The following is a 22572-nucleotide window of genomic DNA, read 5'->3' on the forward strand; positions in this document are numbered from 1 at the left end:
CGCAGTCAGAGGCCGAGCAGCCGGCCCAGGCGCTGGAACAGCGGCGGCCATGCGGCGGTGTCGGCGGGGAAACGGATGAAGCTGTAGCCGCGGTCTTCCCAGGCGGCCTGCAGTTCACGGGGAGTATCGGGCAAGCCGACAGCGGCATAGTGGTCCGGCCAGTGCAACACCACCTGGCCGTCGGCTTCGGCGGTGGCTGGCGGCGGTAGATCGGGGCCGTGCCTGGCGCGCTGTGCATGCCACTGCCCGGCCCAACCCGGCGCCGCCGGCGCTTCAGGCGGCTGCACAGGCGCATCGGGCTGGGCCTGCAGCGACGTGGTGACTTGGGCCAGTCGCCACAGCAGGCGCAGCACGCCGCTGTCGCGCCGGTCGATGAGTTCGTGGTCAGGTTGGTTGTAATACGACAGCAGGCAGCGGTAGCAGCCGGCGACGCACTTCACCTCCGGCAGGTCGCGCAGTTCCTCCGGCGCGGGCAAGGGTCCGGCATCGGGAATGTCGAAGTGCATCACGCGCAGGGCATGACGGGCGACCTGGGCCAGGGCGTCAGGATCGTTGGCCAGTCGGGTCAGGACGCCGGCGCCGCCTTCGGTGGCTTCGTAGAACAAGACGCCCTGGCGCTCGCCTGCGCTGGGAAGCGGCTCGGCGAGCAGTTCGGCTTCCTCAAGCTGGAACACGGCCTCGATGCCGCGCTTGAGCGCGTGCTGCAGGGTTGCCAACGTGCGTGGCTCGCACTCGCCATGCGGCTGCATCAGCAGGGCGTTCTTGTTGTCCTGCACGAAGGGCACGATGCGCTGGGGCGGCAGCTTGTCGTCGTGGCCGGCGTTGTCGTCTTCGTCCACGTCTTCCTTCACCCACCAGCCGGTGCGGGGGTTGATGAAGAAGCCGAACTGGTTGGGGTTCTTGCGTCGCCGCAGGCCCTTGTTGACCCGGGTGATGGTGGCGCCGGGGCCGTAGCGCAAGGTCAGGATGTCGCCCTCCCCGTCCTGCGCCAGCACCGTGATGACATCCACGCGGCCGTGCCGGATGCCCCACTCGTAGACCGTTTGCAGCTCGAAGGCCTGCCGCTGGCGTTCCTCGTCGTTGGCGGTGATGCGCTCGGCCGGCTGGGTGTCGACATTCTCAATGCGATACAGACCATTGATCTTGTGGGCATCCGCCAGCGGCATGCCGCAGGAGTGGCAGTCGTTCCAGTGCATGGCGAAGTGCGCGGCGCCGCAATGCGCGCAGACCCGAGCGGCCGACGTTGACAGCAGTCCGCCCGCCGTGGCCTGTTCAGTGCTGGAGAGGGCGATACGGGCACTCACGACGCGGTAAGCGCGACCCTCGTGATAGACGAGACTGCGCGGACCGAACTCCGACAATGCGAGGAACCGCGGCCGCTGCAGGAACACGTTGCCGCTGCGCACGTCCGCGCGTCCGGGCACATAGGCCATCAGCGGCAGGCGCGGGAAGTTGTAGCCGGGCAGGAAGCCTTCGGTGGCGAGATAGCGGTAGGTGTAGAAGTCGCTGGAGAACGAGTCCTTTCCGTGCAGCAACAGGCTGATCTGATCGTTGGCCTGGCGGTCGCGGCGCTGGGCATCTTCGCGCTCGCGGCGATCGGTGATGGCGAGGTTGTTGAGGGTGTTCTGGGCCAGTTGTTTCTGGCGCTGGGCGGAGCTGAGCAGATCGCGCCAGCGGTTGAAGGCGGCGTTGAACTGTGCCGGCGCCGACGTTGCGACCTCATGCGCGAAGGGGCTGGCGCCCGGATACCACGGGGCGTGCGTGGCATCGAGATGATCCGCCATGGCCAGCAGGATCCGCTCCGCACGCCGGGTCGCCAGTTGGGTGACCTCGTCGGTCCGCATGGCGACGGTCAATGCATCGCGGACGGGGGCATTGGGCAGGCCCGGATCAACGACGTTGGCGATGGAAGTCTCCAGCGCCTGGCCGGTGCTCGCCAGCCATTCGGCCTGCAGGTGGCTGCGGATCAGCGATTCATTGGCCAGATCCAGCAGTGGCGGCCTGACGACGCCATGCACCATCCCGGAGGGATCGCGGAAGAAGTACTGGTCATGAGGGCTGCGCGCGGCGCAGTAGGTGACGACCAGCGCCGCCTGGCCGCTGCGGCCGGCCCGGCCTGCACGCTGGACGTAGTTGGCCGGAGTGGGCGGAACGTTGCGCAGGTACACGGCATTGAGCGCCGATATGTCCACGCCCAGCTCCATCGTGGGCGAGCAGAACATCACCGGCAGGAAGCGGTTCGGCTCGCCCTGTTCCTTGCAGGCGGCCTTGAGGTCGCCGGCCAGCTTCGCCTGCTCGACCAAGCCGAATCGGAAGCGGATTTCACGCAGGGCACGCAGCTCGGCGGATACCTGTGCCGTGTGCTCACGGGCCTCCAGTGCGAACAGGGCGCGGTTCTGCTGGGCTAGCACGTCGGCGACGGTTGCGTACTGGGCCTGGAAGAAATCGTTGGCCCGCTTGCCGCCGCCGTCTCCTGCCAGGAAGCGCACCCGACCGGCGTTGAGTCGGTAACCGGGCACGTTGAACAGGGTGTGCTCGTCCTTGCGGATGAATCCGCCCGCCTGGGCGATACGGATCATCGCTTCGAACAGCGCCTGGTAATCCTTACGATTCAGGGAAGCGGCGTGCGGATCGGACCACAAGGCCGAATTGCGCAGTGTCTTGCCAAGGCGCGTCTGCAGGCCGCCGCGCAGGATCAGCTCCTCGTCCTTGCCGCGCAGCGCGCGGCCGGACGGCGGCTGCAGAAACAGCCAGCGCGAGCCCAGCGGCCTCTCTTCGCGCACGAAGCCCCACGGATCCCGGAGTAGCCGGAGCGAGTCGTCGCGGCGCTGGTCAAGCGATTGTTTGTCCAGTGCTGCGGCATCAACCGCAAGGCCGGTGCGCATGTAGTCGAACAGTTCCCGGAACGCGTCTTCGCGCGTCGTCGCCGAGGCATTGCGCAGCAGCGGCGGTGCGTCGGCAAAGCGGCTCGCATCTGCACACAGTTCGGGAAGATCCTGATAGGCCACGCGGAGCAGGCCGAGCTCTTCCAGATTGGGATTGGTGTAGCGCCAACCACGGCGCTGGTCGTACCAGGTTCGGTAGGCAAGGATGAAGCGCAGGCTCTCCTGCGCCTCGGCAAGATCACGGCCGATCGCGGCGGGATCCTGCAGCCATTCGCGGCGATGGCTTTCGCCAGGGTCTTCGCCACGTGCCAACTCGCGATCAAACCCAAGCGCGGCACGGACCGCCGCGCCGAGGCCGCTGTCCGACAAGCCTTCACTACCGGCCTCGCGCAAGGCGCGGAAGATCGCGCCGCGCAACAGGGTGACGAAGGTGAAGTCGTTGAAGTGGCCGGCCTGGAGCGCAGCGTCCTGGCGGTTGTCGGTGAAGCCCAGCAGCTTGCGTTTGTCGACGTCAATGCCGTTCGAGGCACCCCCATGCATCCAGCGCAGGACGCTGGTGGTCAGCAAGGTGGTCGCGGAGCTGCGGCCCTCGGCCGACAGGGCAGCCAGACGGTTGATGTCTTTGCCTTGCGCACCGTGGACATCGCGACACTGGAGGCAGAAACGGAACTTGCCCGGAAGAAACCAGTGCGCCCGGCCGGTGCCGACATGGCCATTGGGCTGGACCAGAAGCTCTCGCGCCTCCAGATGCCGGTGCGAGCGCTTGAGCCGGGGCTCGCCGCTTGAGGGCGTTTCGATCCAAGCCTCGGGGTAGTCCTCGATCCGGCCGGTGAAGTCCAGGTCGCCTGCCTTCGGATCACCGAGCAGGAAGCCCAGGCGCTCCCCCTGCGCGTCATCGTCGGCGTCCGAGTTTTCCTCGCCCTTGTCACCCTGACGCGGCATGTCGTCGATGTCACGGGCCAGCAGCATCAGGCCACCTTCGTCCTTGCGCAGGCGCACGGGGTGGTAGTCCTGGCCACAACTGCGGCAGAAATACGTGGAGTACAGGCGCTTGGCCGGGTCTGCCGGTAGGAATTGCTGGCCTTCCAACTCGACGGGGCGGGTTCCGTAGGGATCGAGCGTGGTGTACACCACGCCCGCGCCGCTGATGAACTGGTGCAGACGGAACGCGAAGAACGCGCGGTCATTGCCGTCTGTCTGCGCGCGCCTCTCGTTCTCCGGAATGGCTGCGATGAGTAGCAGATCGCGGAGTGCGCGACCGGCGCTTTCCTCATCGGTGCCGGCCTCGGCGGCGAGCAACTCGGTCGCCCTCGCTACCGTGACGGGCTTGGCGCGGACCCATTTGTGCCCTTGGTCGCGGGTGATACCGAGCCGCGTTTCCACCCAGATCGCGAGCGGGTTGTCCCGGAGGTCGGCGTCGCTGATATCCGGCCTGACGCCTGCGTTGATCGCGGCAGTCAGTTCGCCCGCGACCGACTCGGCGGTCTTGGCCGGGTCGGTGGCGCGGTCCAGATCCTCGGTCACGATGTTGAAGGCAGGGATAGTGGTTGCGAAGAGCGTGGAAGCGACCTCGGCCACCTGCCGGTTCTGGTCCTCGCGGGTGCCGCCGGAGGCCATGGTGGCCGATGTGCCGATGCACTGCAGGCGTTCGGGTGCCACACGCTCGCGCACGCGCCGGACCAGCATGGCCACGTCCGCGCCTTGCCGGCCACGGTAGGTATGCAGCTCGTCCAGGACCAGGAACTGCAGACCCTCGCAGTTGCGGATGACCTGGGTGTCCAGTTCCGACTGACGGGTCATGAGCATTTCCAGCATCATGAAATTCGTCAACAGAATGTCCGGCGGGTGGTTCTTGATCCGCTCGCGCTCGTCCTGGTCTTCCTGACCGGTGTAGCGGGCGAAGGTGACCGGTCCGTTTTCACCCAGATACTTGATCAGTTCCTCGCGCTGGCTGTTCGCCAACGCGTTCATCGGATAGATGACGATGGCCCGGGTACGGGGCGTCGGATCCTGCTCCTTCGCACGCAGGACGGCATCGACAATCGGCAGGAAGAAGCACAGCGACTTGCCGGAGCCGGTGCCAGTGGTGACGACAAAGCTCTCGCCGTGCCCGGCAAAGGCAACGGCCTGCTCCTGATGACGGTAGAGCCCGATTGGAAAGTGCTTGGCAGTGACGGGGCGCAGCTCACCGGCCGAGGCCAGATCCGCCGTGGTCCGGCCAAGGGTGTACCGGGGGTTGATCTGAATCAGCGGCTCAGGCCAGAAGCGCCCGCTGGCGTACTCCTGCTCGATGCCCTGCCCCAGGTCATCGGCTCGGATCGAGGTGAATGAACGGGCAAACCGGCTGTAGTCCCCGATCAAGTGCTGCTTCAGTGCAAATACGTCCAACTCCGCCCCCCTGGCGACACTTGGCAATCTCTCCTGGCTTGGCTCGGCTGCTGTCGCCAGAATCGGGTACCTGACCCCCAATACTACGGAGTCAGACCCGCAAAGGGCAGGCGCGGTGTGGATGCGCAACAGACCGCTGCATGGCTCGCAACTGTTGGAAGCATGCAGCGATCCTGTCGCACGAGAGGCGACCACCAAGCTACATGACCACTCTTGCCCGGAATGGCACAGGCGTCCGGCTTGTCGTGGCACGGATATGGCACGGATTTGACACGAGCGCCGCGCGCCCCACAACGCAAAAGGGCCAACGGACGTTAACCCGTTGACCCTTGTGCGTTTTTTATGGTGCGCCCGGAAGGATTCGAACCTCCGACCCCCAAGTTCGTAGCCTGGTGCTCTATCCAGCTGAGCTACGGGCGCGCTAGAAGCGGAATTCTGCAACAACACGCCAACTTCGTCAACGCTTTGAAACTGGCGGAGAGTGAGGGATTCGAACCCTCGATGGAGTTTTAAGCCCCATACTCCCTTAGCAGGGGAGCCCCTTCGGCCACTCGGGCAACTCTCCGGGATGAAACACCACGCCGGCCTTCAGGCCGGCGTGGGAGCGAAGGATACCGGCTTGCAGCGCAGCCGGCAAACATCAATCCGGTTCGGCCTCGCCCTCACTCCCGGTCGCGCCCTCGCCGCCGTGGATCCGCTGGTAGATCTCTTCGCGGTGGACCGAGACATCCTTCGGCGCGGTGATACCGATGCGGACCTGGTTGCCCTTGACGCCGAGCACCGTCACGGTGACCGAGTCACCGATCATGAGCGTCTCACCGACCCGCCTGGTCAAAATCAACATGTGGGGTACTCCATGTCCCGGCCATCCGAATGGCCGGGGCGACTGAGGAGCCGTGACGTTGTCACCGCATCCAAGATTGTTCACGTAGCTGAAACATGATACCGGCCGCATGTGCCCCGACGTGTAGGTCAAAGGTAATGCCCCGCGTCGTTTCAGACCACGCGGTCTGCTACCCACCCCGCCACCCCGGCGAGCGCTTCAACCAGCGCCGGCCCGTCGGGTCCACCGCCCTGCGCCATGTCGGGGCGGCCGCCACCCTTGCCGCCGATCCGGCCCGCGACATGCGACAGCAGCTCGCCGGCCTTGACCTTGCCCTGTGCGGCGCCGCTCACGCCGGCTACCAGGGTCGCCTTGCCGTCCGCCGTTCCCGCCAGCACGACCACCGCATCGCCGAGCTGCTGCTTGAACCGGTCGAGGGCATCGCGCAGCGCGCGCGCGTCGAAGCCCTCCAGCCGCGCCGCCAGCACCTTGAGTCCGGCCACGTCGACCGCGCCCGAGGCGAGGTCGGCGGTGGCGCTGCTGGCTTCGCGCGCCTTCATCGTCTCGAGCTCGCGCTCCAGCTTCTTCTGCCGTTCCAGCAGCGCGCGCAGCTTGTCGCCGACCTCCGCCGTGGTGCCGCCCAGCATCCGCGCGGCGTCGGCCAGGCGCGTTTCATCAAGCGCGACCTGCTCCAGCGCCGCCTGCCCGGTCAGCGCTTCGATGCGACGCACGCCCGATGACACGCCACCTTCGGACACCAGCTTGAACAGGCCGATCTCGCCGGTGCGACCGACATGGGTGCCGCCGCACAGTTCCACGGAATTCCCCATGGCCACGACCCGCACGCGCTCGCCGTACTTCTCACCGAACAGGGCGATGGCACCGGCGTCGATCGCCTCGTCCATCGCCATCTCGCGGATCGCCACGCCATGGTCGGCGCGGACTTCCTCGTTCACCCGGCGCTCGACGTCGCGCAGCTCGGCGGCGGTGATCGGCTCGAAGTGCGAGAAGTCGAAGCGGAGGCGGTCGGGTGCGACCAGCGAGCCCTTCTGCGCCACGTGCGTGCCCAGGCGCTCGCGCAGCGCGCCGTGCAGCAAGTGGGTCGCGCTGTGGTTGAGCACGATGCTGGCGCGGCGCGCGGCATCCACGCTGCCCAGCATGTGGTCGCCGACGCGCAGCACCCCGTCGCGCATGCGGCCGACGTGACCATGGAACTGGCCGGCGAACTTGCGCGTGTCGTCCACCGCGAAACGGATGCCCTGCCCGTCCAGCTCGCCGATGTCGCCGACCTGGCCGCCGGACTCGGCATAGAACGGGCTGCGGTCGAGGAACACGATCGCCTCGTCGCCGGCCGCCACCTCCTGCACCGGGCGGCCGTCGCGCAGCAGCGCCACGACTTCGAGGCCACCCGCCTGCACGTGCTCGTAGCCGAGGAACGCGGTGGGCGCCATCTGCGCCACCAGTTCCGCCGGCAGCGTGGTACCGCCGCCGAATTTGCCGGCGGCACGCGCGGTCTCGCGCTGCTGGGTCATGGCCGCGTCGAACCCGGCCATGTCCACTGCCATGCCACGCTCGCGCGCGATGTCGGCGGTCAGGTCGACCGGGAAGCCGTAGGTGTCGTACAGGCGGAACGCGTCGCTGCCGGGGATGGTGACGCCGTCGCTGCGCGCGGCGACCTCGTCGAAGATCCGCATGCCGGAATCCAGCGTCTCGGCGAAGCGTTCCTCTTCGGCCAGCAGCGCGCGTTCGACCAGCACGCGCTGCGCGCGCAGCTCCGGATAGGCGTCGCCCATCTGCGCATCCAGCGTGGCGACCAGCTTGTGGAAGAACGGCTGGCGCACGCCCAGCATCCAGCCATGGCGCAGCGCGCGGCGGATGATCCGGCGCAGCACGTAGCCGCGCCCCTCGTTGGACGGCAGCACGCCGTCGACGATCAGGAAGCTGCACGCACGGATGTGGTCGGCGATCACCCGCAGCGACTTGTTGTCCAGGTCCGCGCCGGTCAGCGCGCCAGCCTCGGCGATCAACGCCTGGAACAGGTCGATCTCGTAGTTGCCGTGCACGCCCTGCAATACCGCCGCCAACCGCTCCAGGCCCATGCCGGTGTCCACGCAGGGCGCGGGCAGCGGCTGCAGGCTGCCGTCCGGCTGGCGGTCGTACTGCATGAACACCAGGTTCCAGATCTCGATGAAGCGGTCGCCATCCTCGTCGAGCGAACCCGGCGGGCCGCCGGCGATGTGCGCGCCGTGGTCGTAGAAGATCTCGGTGCAGGGGCCGCAGGGGCCGGTATCGGCCATCTGCCAGAAGTTGTCCGACGCGTAGGGCGCGCCCTTGTTGTCGCCGATGCGGATGATGCGCTCGGGCGGCAGGCCGATGGCGTTGTGCCAGATGCCGTAGGCCTCGTCGTCATCGTGGTAGACGGTGACCAGCAGGCGATCGGCCGGGATCTTCCAGACCGTGGTCAGGAGCTCCCAGGCCCACGCGATCGCGTCGGTCTTGAAGTAGTCGCCGAACGACCAGTTGCCGAGCATCTCGAAGAACGTGTGGTGGCGCGCGGTGTAACCGACCTGGTCGAGGTCGTTGTGCTTGCCGCCGGCGCGCAGGCAGCGCTGCACGTCGGTCGCGCGCACGTAGCTGCGCTTCTCGGCGCCCAGGAACACGTCCTTGAACTGCACCATGCCGGAGTTGGTGAACAGCAGCGTGGGGTCGTTGCCCGGCACCAGCGGCGCCGACGGCACCACCGTATGGCCGCGGCCGCTGAAGAATTCCAGGAAATCGCGGCGGATGTCCGCGGTGGTTGGACGGGGGGAGTCGATGGGGTTGGGCATCTGCGCTTGAGGCTGGCGGGCTGGGGGGCGGCACCGCACCAGGTGCCGCAGGCTCCGCGCAGCGCGCGAAGGCGACATCCGGTGGCGTTCCGATGCCGCTAGGTTAGCAGGCCGCACGCGGCCCGCAGTACCCGCGCCCCCTCCCCCGGCTCAGTCGTCGTCAGGATCGAAGGCGGTCGCCGCACGAACCGTATCGCCACCGAAGCCCCGCCGGAACAGCAGTTCGGCGGCCTTCCGCCGCTGCACCAGGTCGCCCTCACGCGCCAGACCCAACCGCCGCCCGACCAGCCTGCGGGCACTTGCCAGCCAGTCGTCGTCGCCGCTCTCCGCCAGGTCGACGAAGGCTGCCTCGATCACTTCGGCCGCCAGGCCGTGGGTGCCCAGCTCGGCGCGGATCCGAAGCGGCCCGTAAGCAGTGGCCGCCCGCATGCGCGCAAGGCTGATGGCGAACCGGCGGTCATCCTGCCAGCCGCCCTCGACCATCCGTTCGATCGCCACCTCGGCTTCGTCGTCCGCAACGCCTCGCGCCTCGAGCTTGCGACGCAGCTCCTTGCGCGAATGCTCGCGGCGAACCAGCAAGCCCAGGGCCCGCTGCGCCGGCGTGGGCTCCGGGCGGAGGCGGCGCTTGCCGCCGCCATCACCGTTGCCCGGTGGCTGGCCAACCTGGTCCATGCCGCCGTGCGAGGCCGTCAGGCCTCCGCCGCCTTGCCCCGCGCCTTGGGCTTGTCCTTGGTTTCGGCCTCGTCCTCGGCGTCTTCAGCCGCCACGACCGGCGCCACCACCGGCGCCAGGCGCGCGCGCAGCTCGGATTCGATGCGCTGGGCCACGGCGATGTTCTCCTTGAGGTACTGGCGGGCGTTCTCCTTGCCCTGGCCGATGCGCTCCTCGCCATAGCTGTACCAGGCACCGGCCTTCTCGACGATCTTGGCTTCGACCGCCATGTCGATCAGCTCGCCTTCGCGGCTGATGCCCTCGCCGTAGAGGATCTCGGTGATGACCTGCTTGAACGGCGGCGCCATCTTGTTCTTGACCACCTTGATGCGGGTCTGGTTGCCGATGATCTCGTCGCCCTTCTTGATCGCGCCGATGCGGCGGATGTCCAGGCGCACCGAGGCGTAGAACTTGAGCGCGTTGCCGCCGGTGGTGGTCTCCGGGCTCTGGCCGGGCATCATGATGCCGATCTTGTGGCGCAGCTGGTTGATGAAGAACACCATGCAGTTGCTGCGCTTGATGTTGCCGGTGAGCTTGCGCAGCGCCTGGCTCATGAGCCGCGCCTGCAGGCCCGGCAGCTGGTCGCCCATCTCGCCCTCGATCTCGGCGCGCGGGGTGAGCGCGGCGACCGAGTCGATCACCACCATGTCGACGGCGTTGGAGCGCACCAGCATGTCGGCGATCTCCAGCGCCTGCTCACCGGTGTCCGGCTGCGACACCAGCAGGTCGTCGACGTTGACGCCGAGCTTCTGCGCGTAGGTGGGATCGAGCGCGTGCTCGGCGTCGATGAACGCCGCCACGCCGCCGAGCTTCTGGCATTCGGCGATGGTCTGCAGGGTGAGCGTGGTCTTGCCCGAGGACTCCGGGCCGTAGATCTCGATCACGCGGCCGCGCGGCAGGCCGCCGATGCCGAGCGCGATGTCGAGCTGCAGCGAACCGGTGGGGATCACCGGGACCACTTCGGCGACGCGGTCACCCATGCGGATCACCGAGCCCTTGCCGTACTGCTTTTCGATCTGGCCCAGGGCCGCTGAAAGCGCGCGCTTCTTGTTCTCGTCCATCGTGGTCGTCCTCGGATCAGGTATTCGGGATGTGTGCAGTGTGTCCGCCGCCGGTCGCAGGGACTGCGACTTCGGCGCGGGGAATCGAAACTAGCCGGTGGCGCGGGGCGTCGGCAGCGGCCATGGCCCGGCAGAGCGGTGGGAAAACGCCGCCACCGGGGATCGGCGCGCGCAGGTCACGGGGCAGCCTCACCGGTTGGGTCTCACCAGGCCGCAGTACAGGCCCTCGATGGCGAACTCCTGCCCCGGCTCGACCTCGATCGGCGCGTAGTCGGGGTTGCGCGGCAGCAGGCGGATGCGGTCACGCCCGATCTTGAGCAGCTTGACGGTGATTGTGTCGTCGATGCGGGCGATGACGATCTGCCCCGAGCGCGCATCGCTGGTGCGGTGTACGCCGATCAGGTCGCCGTCGAAGATGCCCTCGTCACGCATCGAGTCGCCGCGCACGCGCAGCAGGTAGTCCGGCGCCGGAGAGAAGAACGCCCGGTCCATCAGCACCATCTGGTCACTGCCGATATCGGCGCCGATCGGCAGCCCGGCCGCGACCTGGCCAAGCACCGGAAGCTCGAGGACATCGGCGTTGCCGGCCAGCGGCAGCGCGCCCTGCGCCGGGCGCGCCGCCTGCAGCACGCGGATGCCGCGCGCGCGCCCGGGCACGCGCTCGATGGCGCCAGCGGCCTCGAGGGCTTCCAGGTGGTACTGCGCGGCGCGCACGCTGCTGAAACCAAAGGCGCGCGCGATCTCCGCCTGCGAGGGCGGCACGCCTTCCTCGGCGATGCGCTCGGCGATCAGGTCGAGGATGGACTGCTGGGTGTCGGTCAGTTGCATGGTTAGTAGTATTACTACTAACGCCCTTTGCCGTCAACGCCGTCCGCCGCGGTCAACGGTGGTGGCTGCCCTTCCAGATCGAATAGACGATCCAGACCCCGGCGGCCGCAGCGCCGACGAAGCCGAGCACGCCGAGCGCCATCAGTCCGCGATTGCCGACGCCACCGCCGACGCTGTTCATCACGATCGACGAGCCGATGATCAGCGCCGCGGTGATGACGCCGATCGTGAGCCGGCTGGCCGCACGGTCGACCTGGTCGCCAAAGGACTTCAGCTCCGGGACATCGATCCGCGCACCAACCCGGCCACCGCGCGCGGCGCGCAGCAGCCGGCGCAGGTCGCGCGGCAGCTCCGCGCCCAGCTCCACCAGGCCCGCCAATCCGCGACGCCCCCGGCGCGCCAGCATCGACGGCGCGTAGCGTCGCAGCATCACGCGCTCCAGCCACGGCCTGGCCTCGCTGGCCATGTCGAAATCCGGGTCGAGCTGGCGCGCAAAGCCCTCCAGCGTCAGGAACGCCTTGACCACCAGCGCCAGGTCCGGCGGCAGCACCAGGCCATGGTTGCGCAGCAGGCCGGCGGCGTCCGACAGCATGGTGCCCATGCGCAGGTCCTTGAGCGGGACGCCGCGATAGCGGTCCACCAGCGCCGAGGTGTCGGCCTGCAGGCGCTCCTCGTCGACCTCGGCGCTGCCGCTCCAGTCGAGCAGGATGTCGGCGACCGCTTCATCGTCCTGCACCACCATGCCGTGCAGAAGGCGCGCGATTTCCAGGCGCCGTCGTTCGCCCAGGTGCCCGACCATGCCGAAATCGATCAGCGCAATGGCGCCGGAGCGCAGGAAGAAGATGTTCCCCGGGTGCGGGTCGGCGTGGAACAGGCCGTCCTCGAGCACCATCTTCAGCACGATGCCGGTGCCGGCGCTGGCCAGCGCGGCCCGGTCGAGTCCGGCCGCGTCCACCGCCGCCAGGTTTCCGGCGGGGATGCCGTCAATGAAGTCCTGCACGTTGAGGCGCTCGCTGGTCCACTGCCAGTGCACGCGCGGCACCACCACGTCCGGGTCGTCGGCGAAGCTGGCGGCAATGCGTTCGGCATGGCGGCACTCGGCGGCGAAGTCGAGTTCGCTGCGCAGCGACGTGCGGAACTGGCGCACCACCTCCACCGGCCGGTAGCGGCGCAGGTCGGGCACCTGCGATTCCACGATCACCACCAGCCGCGCGAGCAGACGCAGGTCGGCCTCGACGGTGTCGGTGATGCCCGGGCGGCGCACCTTGAGGATCACCGCGGTGCCGTCATGCAGCCAGGCACGGTGCGCCTGGGCGAGCGATGCCGCGGCCACGGGGATCTGCTCCACCCGCGCGAACACCGCCTCGGGCTCGGCGCCGAGATCCTCGACCAGCTGTGGCCGCACCGTGGCCCAGGGCAGCGCCGGCACCTCGTTCTGCAGTCTGCTGAGCTCGGCGATCCACTCCGGCGGCAGCAGGTCCACGCGCGTGGACAGCACCTGGCCGAGCTTGACGAATGTCGGGCCGAGTTCCTGCAGCGCGCAGCGCAGGCGCTCCGGCGGGCGCATCGCGTGGCGTTCCTCGACATGCTCCCAGCGCAGCAGGCGCCCGGCGCGCTCCAGCGCCCCGGCCATGCCGCTGCGGCGGACCAGGTCGCCGAACCCGTGGCGCACCAGGACGCTGGCGATCTGGTGCAGCCGCCCGAGGTCACGCACGCCGGCCAGCCGCTCCCACATCATCGTGCGCTCCGGCCGCTCAGAGCAGGCGTTCGAGGCCGCGCAGCGCCTCGCCGACCGTCTGCCGGCGCACCGCGTCACGGTCGCCGTCGAAGTGGAAGAGCTCGGCATGCGGATAGCCGCCGCGACGTTTCCAGGCGATCCACACCGTGCCCACCGGCTTGTCGTCGGTGCCGCCGCCCGGCCCGGCGATGCCGGTGACCGCGACCGCCACCGACGCACCGGAATAGACCAGCGCACCGGACACCATCTCGATCGCGGTGTCACGGCTGACGGCGCCCTGCTCTTCGAGCGTCTGCGCGCGCACGCCGAGCAGCGCCTGCTTCGCCTCGTAGCTGTACGCCGCGAGCCCGCAGTCGAACCACGTCGACGAGCCGGCGACATCGGTCACCGTCTTGGCGATCCAGCCGCCGGTGCAGCTCTCCGCCGTGACCAGCCTGTCGCGCGCGGCTTCGAGCCGCGCGCCAAGCGCTTGCGCAAGGTCCGCCAACAGGGCGTCACCCGGAACATCCATTGCGTCTTCACCGTCTGGAAAGCGGCCAGTATCGTCCCTGCCCGCCGGGCTTGTCGCGCCGGAACGGAAACGGCCCGCCGAAGCGGGCCGTTCCAGGCTCACGATGCCGTGTCCGGGCTCAGAAGTAGTTGAAGCGGACGGTCACGCCATAGGTCCGCGGCGCGCCGAGGAAGGCATTCCACGAACCGGACTGGATCGGCGCGTCGATGCCGACCTGCTTGTAGGTCTCGTCGGTGAGGTTCTGGCCCCACAGTTCGACCAGCCAGCGCCGGTCCTGGCTGCCGAAGCCCAGGCGTGCATTCACCAGCGCGTAGCCGTCCTGCATCTTCTGCACGTCGAGGTCGGAGCCGGTGTTGTACTCCGACATGTACTTGGCGCCGACGTTGAAACGGCCGATGTGGTTGGCGCCCAGGCCCCACTCGTAGGTGACCGAGGCGTTGCCCGACCACTTCGGTGCGAAGCTCATCTGGTTGCCGGGCAGCAGCGCCAGGTCGGCGTCAGGCAGCAGGTCGTCGCCGTATTCCGTCTCGGCGTAGGTCAGGCCACCCTGCAGCATCAGGCCCGGCACCGTCGTCTGCCACATCAGGTCGGCCTCGAAGCCCATCGACACCACCTGGGGGATCGAGCGCACCACGAAGCTGGTACCAAGGAAGCTGTTGAGCTGGAAATCCTCGTAGTCCTGGTAGAACAGCGCCGCGTTGAACAGCAGGTTGCCGCCGGCCCAGTTGGTCTTCAGGCCGAGCTCGTAGCTGTTGACGAACTCGCCCGGGAACGACGTGTCATCCACCGGGGTGATGCCCTGGATGCCGCTGGACAGTCCGTTGGACGACTGCACGCGGTCGAGGTTGAAGCCGCCGCCCTTGTAGCCACGCGCCGCCGAGGCATACGTCATGACGTCGTCGGTCCAGTTGTAGGCGGCCTTGAACGTGCCGGACCATTCCTTTTCGGTGCGCGACTGCGACACGACGCGGCCGTCGTGCAGGGCGTTCGCCCAGGGCAGGCACATGAAGCCCACCACGCTGGGCGCGACCGCCGGCACCAGGCCCGCCAGCAACTGCTGCTGCAGCGCGGGCGGGAGGCTGGCGAAGCCGTTGATGCGCGCCGCCAGCGCGCCACCGACGCGGGCAGCCGGGTTGGACAACGCGGAGCCGCATGCCAGGCTGCCGTTCGGATTGCTGTACACCGAATCCAGCTCTTTCTTCTCGTGCGTGTAGCGGAGGCCGAGCGTGAAATCGAGTGCGTCGGTGGCGTGGAAGGTGTTGTTGCTGAAGATCGCGGTGCTGCGCGCGTTCTGGTCGTGGCGGTCTAGCGCGCCGAGGCCGGTGTAGTTGGTCCCGAACGGCCGGCCGCTGACCTGCGACAGGAACGTCGCCGGATTGCTCTGGTTGACGGTCAGCCCCATCGGCGCCAGTTGCGCCGCGACGCCAGCCAGCACCTGGCTGCCGACCAGGGTCGACAGGTAGGGCTCGTAGGCGCTGCCGAACCGGTACGAATCATTGCGCGTCAGGTCTTCGTCCGAATAGAACACGCCCACCATCCAGTCGAGGCGGTCGGTGGAGCCGGTCAGGCGCAGCTCCTGGGTGAAGGTCTCGAAGCGCGTCAGCGACTCGTTGTCGTCGGGTGCGCGGTACAGGATGTCCGCGGCGCTGTAGTCGAAGTCGAGGCCGTTGATCGCCTGCCAGTCGCGGAACGCGGTGATCGAGCTGAGCGTGGCGCCGTCGGCCCAGGGCGTGGTCCAGTCGACCTGCGCCGACATGCCCTTGTCCTTCAGGTCCTGCTCGGTCGGCCGGTTGCTGTACGCCAGCCGCCGCTCGGGGTCCGCCACCGGGATCACGCCTTCGCCGCCCGGGGTCAGCGCGTTGATGATGGCCGCGGTTGGACCGCGATGGGTGGTCACGGTGACGCAGCAGTTCTCTTCGCGGCTGCTGTAGTCGGCCACGAGGTTGATGTCGATGGTGTCGGTGGGCTCGATGAACAGCTGGCCGCGGACGGTGTGGTAGTTCTGGTCGCCGTCGTCGGTTTCCTGGCGCGGGCCGGCGCCGACGCGGACCTCATCCACGCCATCGCGCTTGCGCTTGGCGGCATAGACGCGGAACGCGGCGTTTTCGCCAAGCGCATCGTTGTACGCGCCGGACACACCAAGCAGGCCGTAGTTGCCGGCCGTGATCTCCGCTTCCGCGCTCTGCGAGTAGCTCGGCTTGCGGGTGATCACGTTGATCACGCCGGACGACGTGTTCTTGCCGAACACCGTGCCCTGCGGGCCCTTGAGCACCTCGATGCGCTCCACTTCGCCCAGGTCGCCGAAGCCGACGCTGTTGCGCGAGCGGTACACGCCGTCGATCACGATGCCGACCGAGGACTCCAGGCCGGCGTTGTCGCCCACCGTGCCCACGCCGCGGATGCGCGCGGTGGTCTGCGCCGCGCTCTGCGTGCTGGTGACGGTCAGGCCGGGCACCAGGACCTGCAGGTCCTTGATGTCGCGGACGCCGGTATCGAGCAACAGTTGCTCGTCGATCACGTTGATCACGATCGGCACGTCCTGCAACGCCTCCTCGCGCTTCTGGGCGGTGACCGTCATGGTGGCGAGGGTGGTCGGCTGGTCTGCCGCCGGCTTGGTGGCCGGGGCATCCTGTGCACGGGCCACCTGTGCGATGGACATTGAAGCGAGTACGGCGAAAACAGCTGTCGCGAGCGCGTGGCGCTGCGGGTGGCCTTGGACCATTGGTTGTCCCCCTAAACCGGATGTTGGATGAGCATCATTGACACGGATGCGACCGCCGCCATGGATCCCATGACGGTTCGCGCCGGGCCAGCGTGGGGGACGGGCCTGACGCAGCGGTATCGCAACCTCGGCGGGACGCTAGCACATTTCCGGACGCATACGTATGTGACTGGCGAGGTGCGGAAACCGGTGCCCGGCAAGGCCTTGGCAAAGGCTCCCGGATCGCGACTGGTCCACAATAGCCGCCATGGATGTCCACTCCCTCCCGACCCTCCCGACCCTGCCGGAACGCGCACGCGCGCAGGATCCACGGCTCGCCGCGCACTGGCTGCGGGCGCTCACCGCCATCACCCCCGGCGCGCGCGCCCTGTTCAACCACGCCGCCTCGGCAGCGGTCCCGCTGCTGGCCGAACATTTCTACGGCGAGATGCTCGATGACCCCCGGGCTGCGCGGTTCCTGTCCCCGGAGCAGGTCCGCGACCGCCTCAAGCCGTCGCTGCAACGTTGGCTGCTGGAACTCCTGCGCGCCGGGCCCGACGACGTCGATGCCCTGGCCGCCACCCAGGAGACGGTCGGCCTGGTGCACGCGCGCATCGGCATCCCCGTCGACCTGGTGGGCCGGGGTGCGCGCATGCTGAAGGGCGAGTTGCAGGCGGCGATCCGCACGGCCGGTGCCGTGGGTCGCGCGGACGATGTCATCGATGCGATCGTCGGGGTGGATGCGCTCATCGACCTGGCCCTCGAGGCCATGACGCGCGCCTATGACATCTCGCGTGAGCAGGCCGGCACCATCGACGCCTCCTACCGGTTGTTCTCGCTGATCCAGAACGTCGGCACCGAGCGCGAGCGCCAGCGCGCGCTGCTGCTCGCATGGGAGAACACGCTGCTGTACGCGCTCAGCCTGGAGCAGCCGCCGGCAGCGGCACCGTTGCTGCTGTCGCGGTCCGAGTTCGGCCTGTGGTTCACGCACAAGGGCATGGCGAGTTTCGGTGAAACGCCGGAGACGCGCCGCGTGGCGGAGCTGGTCGAGGCCGTCGACACCGGCCTGCGCGTTGGCCTGCCCCACTCCGGGGATCCTGCGCTGCGTCGCGCGCTGGTCGACGACACGCGCGCCGTCGTGGCCGAGATCCGCAACCTGCTCACGATGATGTTCGACGGCATCGGCGACCTCGAGTCGGGGCGCGATGCGCTCACCCGGCTCCTCAACCGGCGCTTCCTGCCGACCGTCCTGCGCCGTGAGATCCAGCTGCAGGCGAACACCGGCCGCATGTTCGCGGTGCTGATGATCGACCTCGACCACTTCAAGGCGATCAACGACGGCCACGGCCACGAGGTCGGCGATCGCGCGCTGCAGCATGTCGCGGCGCTGCTGGTGCAGAACACGCGCGGCAGCGACTACCTGTTCCGCTACGGCGGCGAGGAATTCGTGGTGGTACTGGGCTCGGTGGGCGCCGCCGAGGCGCTGGCAACCGCGGAGGGTCTGCGCAGTTGCGTCGCCGGCGCCCCGGTGGCGCTGGCCAATGGCGAAAGCCTGATGGTGACCGCCAGCATCGGCCTCGCGCTGCAGGACGGGCATCCCGACTACGAACGGATCCTCGCCCGCGCGGATGCCGCGATGTATTCCGCCAAGCGCGGCGGCCGAAACCGCGTGGTCGTCGCGACCGACGACCTTCCCGATCCGCCAGGCGTGGTGCAGCTCAGGCAACGCTGAGTCGCATGTGGACAGCACCGGACACCAGGACCCCATGAAGTCGGAAGCAAGACCCGAACACACCCCTTTGATGAAGCAGTTCTTCGCCGCCAAGGCGGAGCACGCCGACGTGCTGATGTTCTTCCGCATGGGCGACTTCTACGAGCTGTTCTTCGATGACGCCCGCAAGGCGGCGAAGCTGCTCGACATCACCCTGACCCAGCGCGGCTCGTCCGCCGGGCAGCCGATCCCGATGGCCGGCGTGCCCTACCACGCAGCCGAAGGCTACCTGGCGCGCCTGGTGGCGCTGGGCGAGTCGGTGGCGATCTGCGAGCAGGTCGGCGACCCGGCCACCAGCAAGGGGCTGGTGGAGCGCAAGGTGGTGCGCATCGTCACGCCCGGCACGGTCACCGACGAGGCACTGCTGAGCGAGCGCCGCGACACGCTGCTGCTGGCGGTGGCGCGCGGCAAGTCGGGCTACGGCCTGGCGTGGGCGGACCTCGCCGCCGGCCGCTTCCTGGTCAACGAAGTCGCCGGCGACGACGCGCTCGAAGCCGAGCTCGCGCGCCTGGATCCCGCTGAGCTGCTGCTCCCCGACGACGACGGCTGGCCGGCGTTCGCGACAACCCGCGGTGGCGTGCGCCGGCGCGCGCCGTGGCTGTTCGACGCCGACGCCGGGCGCCGCCAGCTGCTGCAGTTCTTCGCGCTGCACGACCTGTCGGCGTTCGGCATCCAGGACCGCCCGCTGGCGATCGCCGCTGCCGGCGCCCTGCTCGGCTACGTCGAGGAGACCCAGAAGCAGCGCCTGCCGCACCTCACCGCGATCGCGGTGGAATCCAGCGACGGCGCGATCGCGATGAATGCCGCCACGCGCCGCCACCTGGAGCTGGACACCCGCGTCGACGGCGAGCAGAAACACACCCTGCTCGGCGTGCTGGACAGCACGGTGACGCCGATGGGCGGGCGGATGCTGCGCCGCTGGCTGCACCGCCCGCTGCGCGACCGCGGCGTGGTCGGTGAGCGCCAGCATGCGGTGGGCGCGCTGCTCGACAGCGGCATCGAACGCGACCTGCGTGAGCGCTTCCGCGCGCTTGGCGACGTGGAGCGCATCCTGTCGCGCATCGCGCTGCGCTCGGCGCGCCCGCGCGACCTCGGCACGCTGCGTGACGCGCTCGGCATGCTGCCGGAGGTGCGCGCGATGCTGGCGCCGCTGGATTCGCCGCGGCTCGGGGCGCTGGTGGCCGAACTCGGCGAACACGACGTACAGGCCGCATTGCTGGCCACGGCGCTGGTCGAACAGCCGCCGGTGCTGGCGCGCGACGGCGGCGTGTTCGCCGATGGCCACGACGCCGAGCTCGCCGAGCTGCGCCGGCTGTCCACCCACGCCGACCAGTTCCTGGTCGACCTGGAGCTGCGCGAACGCGAGGCCAGCGGCATCGCCACGCTCAAGGTCGGCTACAACCGCGTGCACGGCTACTTCATCGAGATCGGCAAGTCGCACGCCGCCAGGGTGCCCACGCACTACAGCCGCCGGCAGACGCTGACCGGGGCGGAGCGCTACATCACCGAAGAGCTGAAGGCCTTCGAGGACAAGGTGCTGTCGGCGCGCGAACGCGCGCTGGCGCGCGAGCGGCTGCTGTACGAAGAACTGCTGGATGCCCTCAACACCGACCTCGAATCGCTCAAGCGCTGCGCCGCCGCGCTGAGCGAACTCGACGTGCTGGCCTGCCTGGCCGAGCGTGCATTGGCGCTCGACTGGGCACGGCCGGAACTGGTCGAGGACGCCTGCCTCGAGGTCGAGCGCGGGCGCCACCCGGTGGTCGAGGCGGTGCGCGACGCGCCGTTCGAACCCAACGACCTCGACCTGCATGCCGATCGCCGCATGCTGGTGATCACCGGCCCGAACATGGGCGGCAAGAGCACCTACATGCGCCAGAACGCGCTGATCGTGCTGCTCGCCTACATCGGCAGCTTCGTGCCCGCGCGCGCGGCGCGCATCGGCCCGATCGACCGCATCCTGACCCGCATCGGCGCCGGCGACGACCTCGCCCGCGGCCAGTCGACCTTCATGGTCGAGATGAGCGAGACCAGCTACATCCTCCACCACGCCAGCGAGCAGTCGCTGGTGCTGATGGACGAGATCGGCCGCGGCACCTCGACCTACGACGGCCTCGCCCTCGCCGATGCCTGCGCGCGCCACCTTGCCGCGCACAACCGCTGCTACACCCTGTTCGCCACCCATTACTTCGAGCTCACCGCGCTCGCCGAGCCCGGCAGCGGCATCGCCAACGTGCATCTCGACGCGGTCGAGCACCGCGACAAGAACGGGGGCGACACGCTGGTGTTCATGCACGCGGTCAAGGACGGCCCGGCCGACCGCAGCTTCGGCCTGCAGGTGGCCGCGCTGGCCGGCCTGCCGAAGCCGGTGCTGCGACAGGCGCGCGCGCGACTGGCCGAACTTGAACGGCACGGCCATGCCGCGTCACCGCTGCTGTCGGCCGAGACGCTCGACGCGCCGCAGCAGTTCGGCCTGTTTTCGCCGGCGTCGGCGGCTCTCGACGCGCTGGCCGGCATCGACCCGGACGAGCTGTCACCAAAGCAGGCGCTGGAAGCGCTGTACCGGCTGAAGGCGCTGGGGTGAAAGGGGCCAGGCGCGGGCCGACCGCGCGCCGATGCGTGCTGTCGCCGGCCGGTCCGGAGCGTAGGATCCGGGGCACACACTGGAGATGCCCTCATGGCCATGTTGACCGACGACCTCCTCGCGCAGCTGCAGGGCGCACCCGCGCAGCAGCTGGCCCAGCAGCTGGGCCTCACCCCGTCACAGACCTCGGGTGCGATCAGCGCGGCCCTGCCCCTGCTGCTCGGCGCCCTCGGCCGCAACGCCAGCCAGCCGCAGGGCGCGCAGGCGCTGTACGGCGCGCTGCAGAAGGACCACGCAGGCATGGATATCGGCAGCGTGCTGGGCGCGGTGCTTGGCGGCGGAGGTGGCCAGGGCGGAGCCATACTCGGCCACATCTTCGGCGGCGGCCAGGAACGGGCCGAAGCCGGCGTGGCCCAGGCGACCGGCCTCGGCCAGGGCACGGCCGGCCAGTTGCTGAAGATGCTCGCACCGATCGTGATGGCCTACCTCGCCAAACGCGCCATGTCTTCCGGACAGGCGCGGCCGGCCGATGGCGCCGCGGCGCTCGGTGGCCTGCTCGGCCAGGAGCAGCAGCAGATCCGCCAGGAAGGCGGCCTGGGCGGCGGGCTGCTTGGTGCCGTGCTCGACCAGGATGGCGACGGCCAGCTCGGCCTTGGCGATCTCGCAGGACTCGGCGGGTTGTTCGGGCGGAAGTAAGGCGATCCGACGTCCTGCCCGCGTCTTGGTCGCAGGTCAGCTCAGGTCGATGTCGCCAAGCGCCCGGATCAGGCGGCGCGCGCGCTTGTCGGGGCGATGCTCGGGCGCGCGATAGCCGGCCTGCGCATCACGGCGTGCAAGGCGTGCCTCGTCGCGCGCCCTGATCGAGTCCGCGTGCTCGCGGTACAGGGCCTGGGCGACCGGGGCCGGACCGCGGGAATCGGATAGACCCGCCACCTCGACCACGAACACCTCTTCGCCGCGCGCCACGCGCAAGGTGTCGCCTACGCGCACCGCACGCGAGGCCTTGGGCCGCTGTCCGCCCAACTCGACCTTGCCGTGCTCGACCGCCTGACGCGCGAGTGTGCGGGTCCTGAAGAAGCGCGCCGCCCACAGCCACACGTCGATGCGGATCGAGGCAGGCGAAGCTTCATTGGCGGCGGAATCGGGTGCGGACATGCGTCGATTCTAGTCCCTCCTCCGCACCACTCCTGTCACGCCAGGGCATCGCGCTTCGCCATCCTGAAACGCGAACGGCCACCTCGCGGTGGCCGTCGTGTGTCGCGCCTTGCGGCAGCCGGTTACTCGGCGGACGACTCGGCAGCGGCGGCGGCCTGCGCGGCGGCCTTGGCCTTGGCGTTGCCGGCCAGATCCTCGCGGATGCGCGCCTTCTTGCCCTGCAGGCCACGCAGGTAGTACAGCTTGCCGGCGCGCACGGCGCCGCGGCGCTTCACCTGCACCGAATCGATCATCAGGCTGTGGGTCTGGAACACGCGCTCGACGCCGAAGCCGTGCGAAATCTTGCGCACGGTGAAGGCGGAGTTCAGGCCGGCGTTCTTCTTGGCGATGACCACGCCTTCATAGGCCTGCACGCGCTCGCGGTTGCCTTCCTTCACCTTGACGTTGACGATGACGGTATCGCCGGGGCCGAAGACGGGCAGCTCGCGGGTGGTCTGCTCGGCTTCGAAATTCTGCAGCAGCGTGTTGATCGAGGGCTTGTTCATGGTGGGTCTTCGCTTGCCTGTTGGTAGTGCCCCTTTTTGGGGCGTG

Annotated in this window: 14 protein-coding genes and 2 tRNA genes; 3 read left to right on the forward strand and 13 right to left on the reverse strand. The window is 68.9% G+C overall.

The features are described 5' to 3' along the window. Positions 1-5 precede the first annotated feature (5 nt). The 11 genes from JHB91_RS05085 to JHB91_RS05135 form a co-directional block, all read right to left on the reverse strand. Positions 6-5273, reverse strand: a complete 5268-nt coding sequence (locus tag JHB91_RS05085; protein WP_199471920.1) for a DEAD/DEAH box helicase — start codon at positions 5271-5273, stop codon at positions 6-8. Positions 5274-5616: 343 nt separating this feature from the next. Beyond that, positions 5617-5693 (reverse strand) — tRNA-Arg (locus JHB91_RS05090). Between the two features lie 52 nt (positions 5694-5745). Beyond that, a tRNA-Ser gene (locus JHB91_RS05095) sits at positions 5746-5838 on the reverse strand. 75 nt (positions 5839-5913) lie between these two features. After that, positions 5914-6117, reverse strand: coding sequence for a carbon storage regulator CsrA (csrA, locus tag JHB91_RS05100; protein WP_199375425.1), 204 nt, complete (start codon positions 6115-6117; stop codon positions 5914-5916). Between the two features lie 152 nt (positions 6118-6269). Then, complete coding sequence (alaS, locus tag JHB91_RS05105; RefSeq protein WP_199472659.1) at positions 6270-8912, reverse strand: alanine--tRNA ligase; 2643 nt, start codon at positions 8910-8912, stop codon at positions 6270-6272. A gap of 162 nt (positions 8913-9074) precedes the next feature. Further along, positions 9075-9596 (reverse strand): regulatory protein RecX, encoded by a 522-nt coding sequence (locus JHB91_RS05110; RefSeq protein ID WP_199471923.1) that lies wholly within the window; start codon positions 9594-9596, stop codon positions 9075-9077. Between the two features lie 17 nt (positions 9597-9613). After that, positions 9614-10696, reverse strand: a complete 1083-nt coding sequence (gene recA / locus JHB91_RS05115) for a recombinase RecA (RefSeq protein WP_199471925.1) — start codon at positions 10694-10696, stop codon at positions 9614-9616. Between the two features lie 189 nt (positions 10697-10885). Further along, a complete protein-coding gene (gene lexA, locus JHB91_RS05120; protein WP_199375422.1) occupies positions 10886-11524 on the reverse strand; it encodes a transcriptional repressor LexA in 639 nt (212 codons plus the stop codon). Positions 11525-11576: 52 nt separating this feature from the next. Next, complete coding sequence (locus JHB91_RS05125; RefSeq protein ID WP_199375723.1) at positions 11577-13259, reverse strand: AarF/UbiB family protein; 1683 nt, start codon at positions 13257-13259, stop codon at positions 11577-11579. Positions 13260-13278: 19 nt separating this feature from the next. Continuing rightward, positions 13279-13773: a CinA family protein gene (locus JHB91_RS05130; protein WP_199471927.1), complete on the reverse strand. Its 495-nt coding sequence runs from the start codon at positions 13771-13773 to the stop codon at positions 13279-13281. A gap of 118 nt (positions 13774-13891) precedes the next feature. Beyond that, the gene (locus JHB91_RS05135) at positions 13892-16432 is read right to left on the reverse strand and encodes a TonB-dependent receptor (protein WP_233348386.1); all 2541 of its coding nucleotides are present in this window, start codon (positions 16430-16432) and stop codon (positions 13892-13894) included. A gap of 310 nt (positions 16433-16742) precedes the next feature. On the opposite strand from JHB91_RS05135, the gene JHB91_RS05140 reads away from it, so the two are divergent. From JHB91_RS05140 to JHB91_RS05150, 3 genes are all read left to right on the forward strand, one after another. Continuing rightward, positions 16743-18206 (forward strand): GGDEF domain-containing protein, encoded by a 1464-nt coding sequence (locus tag JHB91_RS05140; protein ID WP_199471929.1) that lies wholly within the window; start codon positions 16743-16745, stop codon positions 18204-18206. Between the two features lie 34 nt (positions 18207-18240). Further along, positions 18241-20826, forward strand: a complete 2586-nt coding sequence (gene mutS / locus JHB91_RS05145) for a DNA mismatch repair protein MutS (protein ID WP_199471931.1) — start codon at positions 18241-18243, stop codon at positions 20824-20826. Between the two features lie 93 nt (positions 20827-20919). Continuing rightward, positions 20920-21522, forward strand: a complete 603-nt coding sequence (locus tag JHB91_RS05150; RefSeq protein WP_199471932.1) for a DUF937 domain-containing protein — start codon at positions 20920-20922, stop codon at positions 21520-21522. A 36-nt stretch (positions 21523-21558) separates the two neighbouring features. Here JHB91_RS05150 and JHB91_RS05155 read toward each other — a convergent pair whose 3' ends face one another. Both JHB91_RS05155 and rplS read right to left on the reverse strand, forming a co-directional pair. Beyond that, positions 21559-21981 (reverse strand): S4 domain-containing protein, encoded by a 423-nt coding sequence (locus JHB91_RS05155; protein ID WP_199471934.1) that lies wholly within the window; start codon positions 21979-21981, stop codon positions 21559-21561. A 122-nt stretch (positions 21982-22103) separates the two neighbouring features. Then, complete coding sequence (gene rplS / locus JHB91_RS05160; RefSeq protein ID WP_199375415.1) at positions 22104-22526, reverse strand: 50S ribosomal protein L19; 423 nt, start codon at positions 22524-22526, stop codon at positions 22104-22106. Positions 22527-22572 lie beyond the last annotated feature (46 nt).

This window comes from Luteimonas sp. MC1828, assembly GCF_016461615.1.
Lineage (GTDB): Bacteria > Pseudomonadota > Gammaproteobacteria > Xanthomonadales > Xanthomonadaceae > Luteimonas.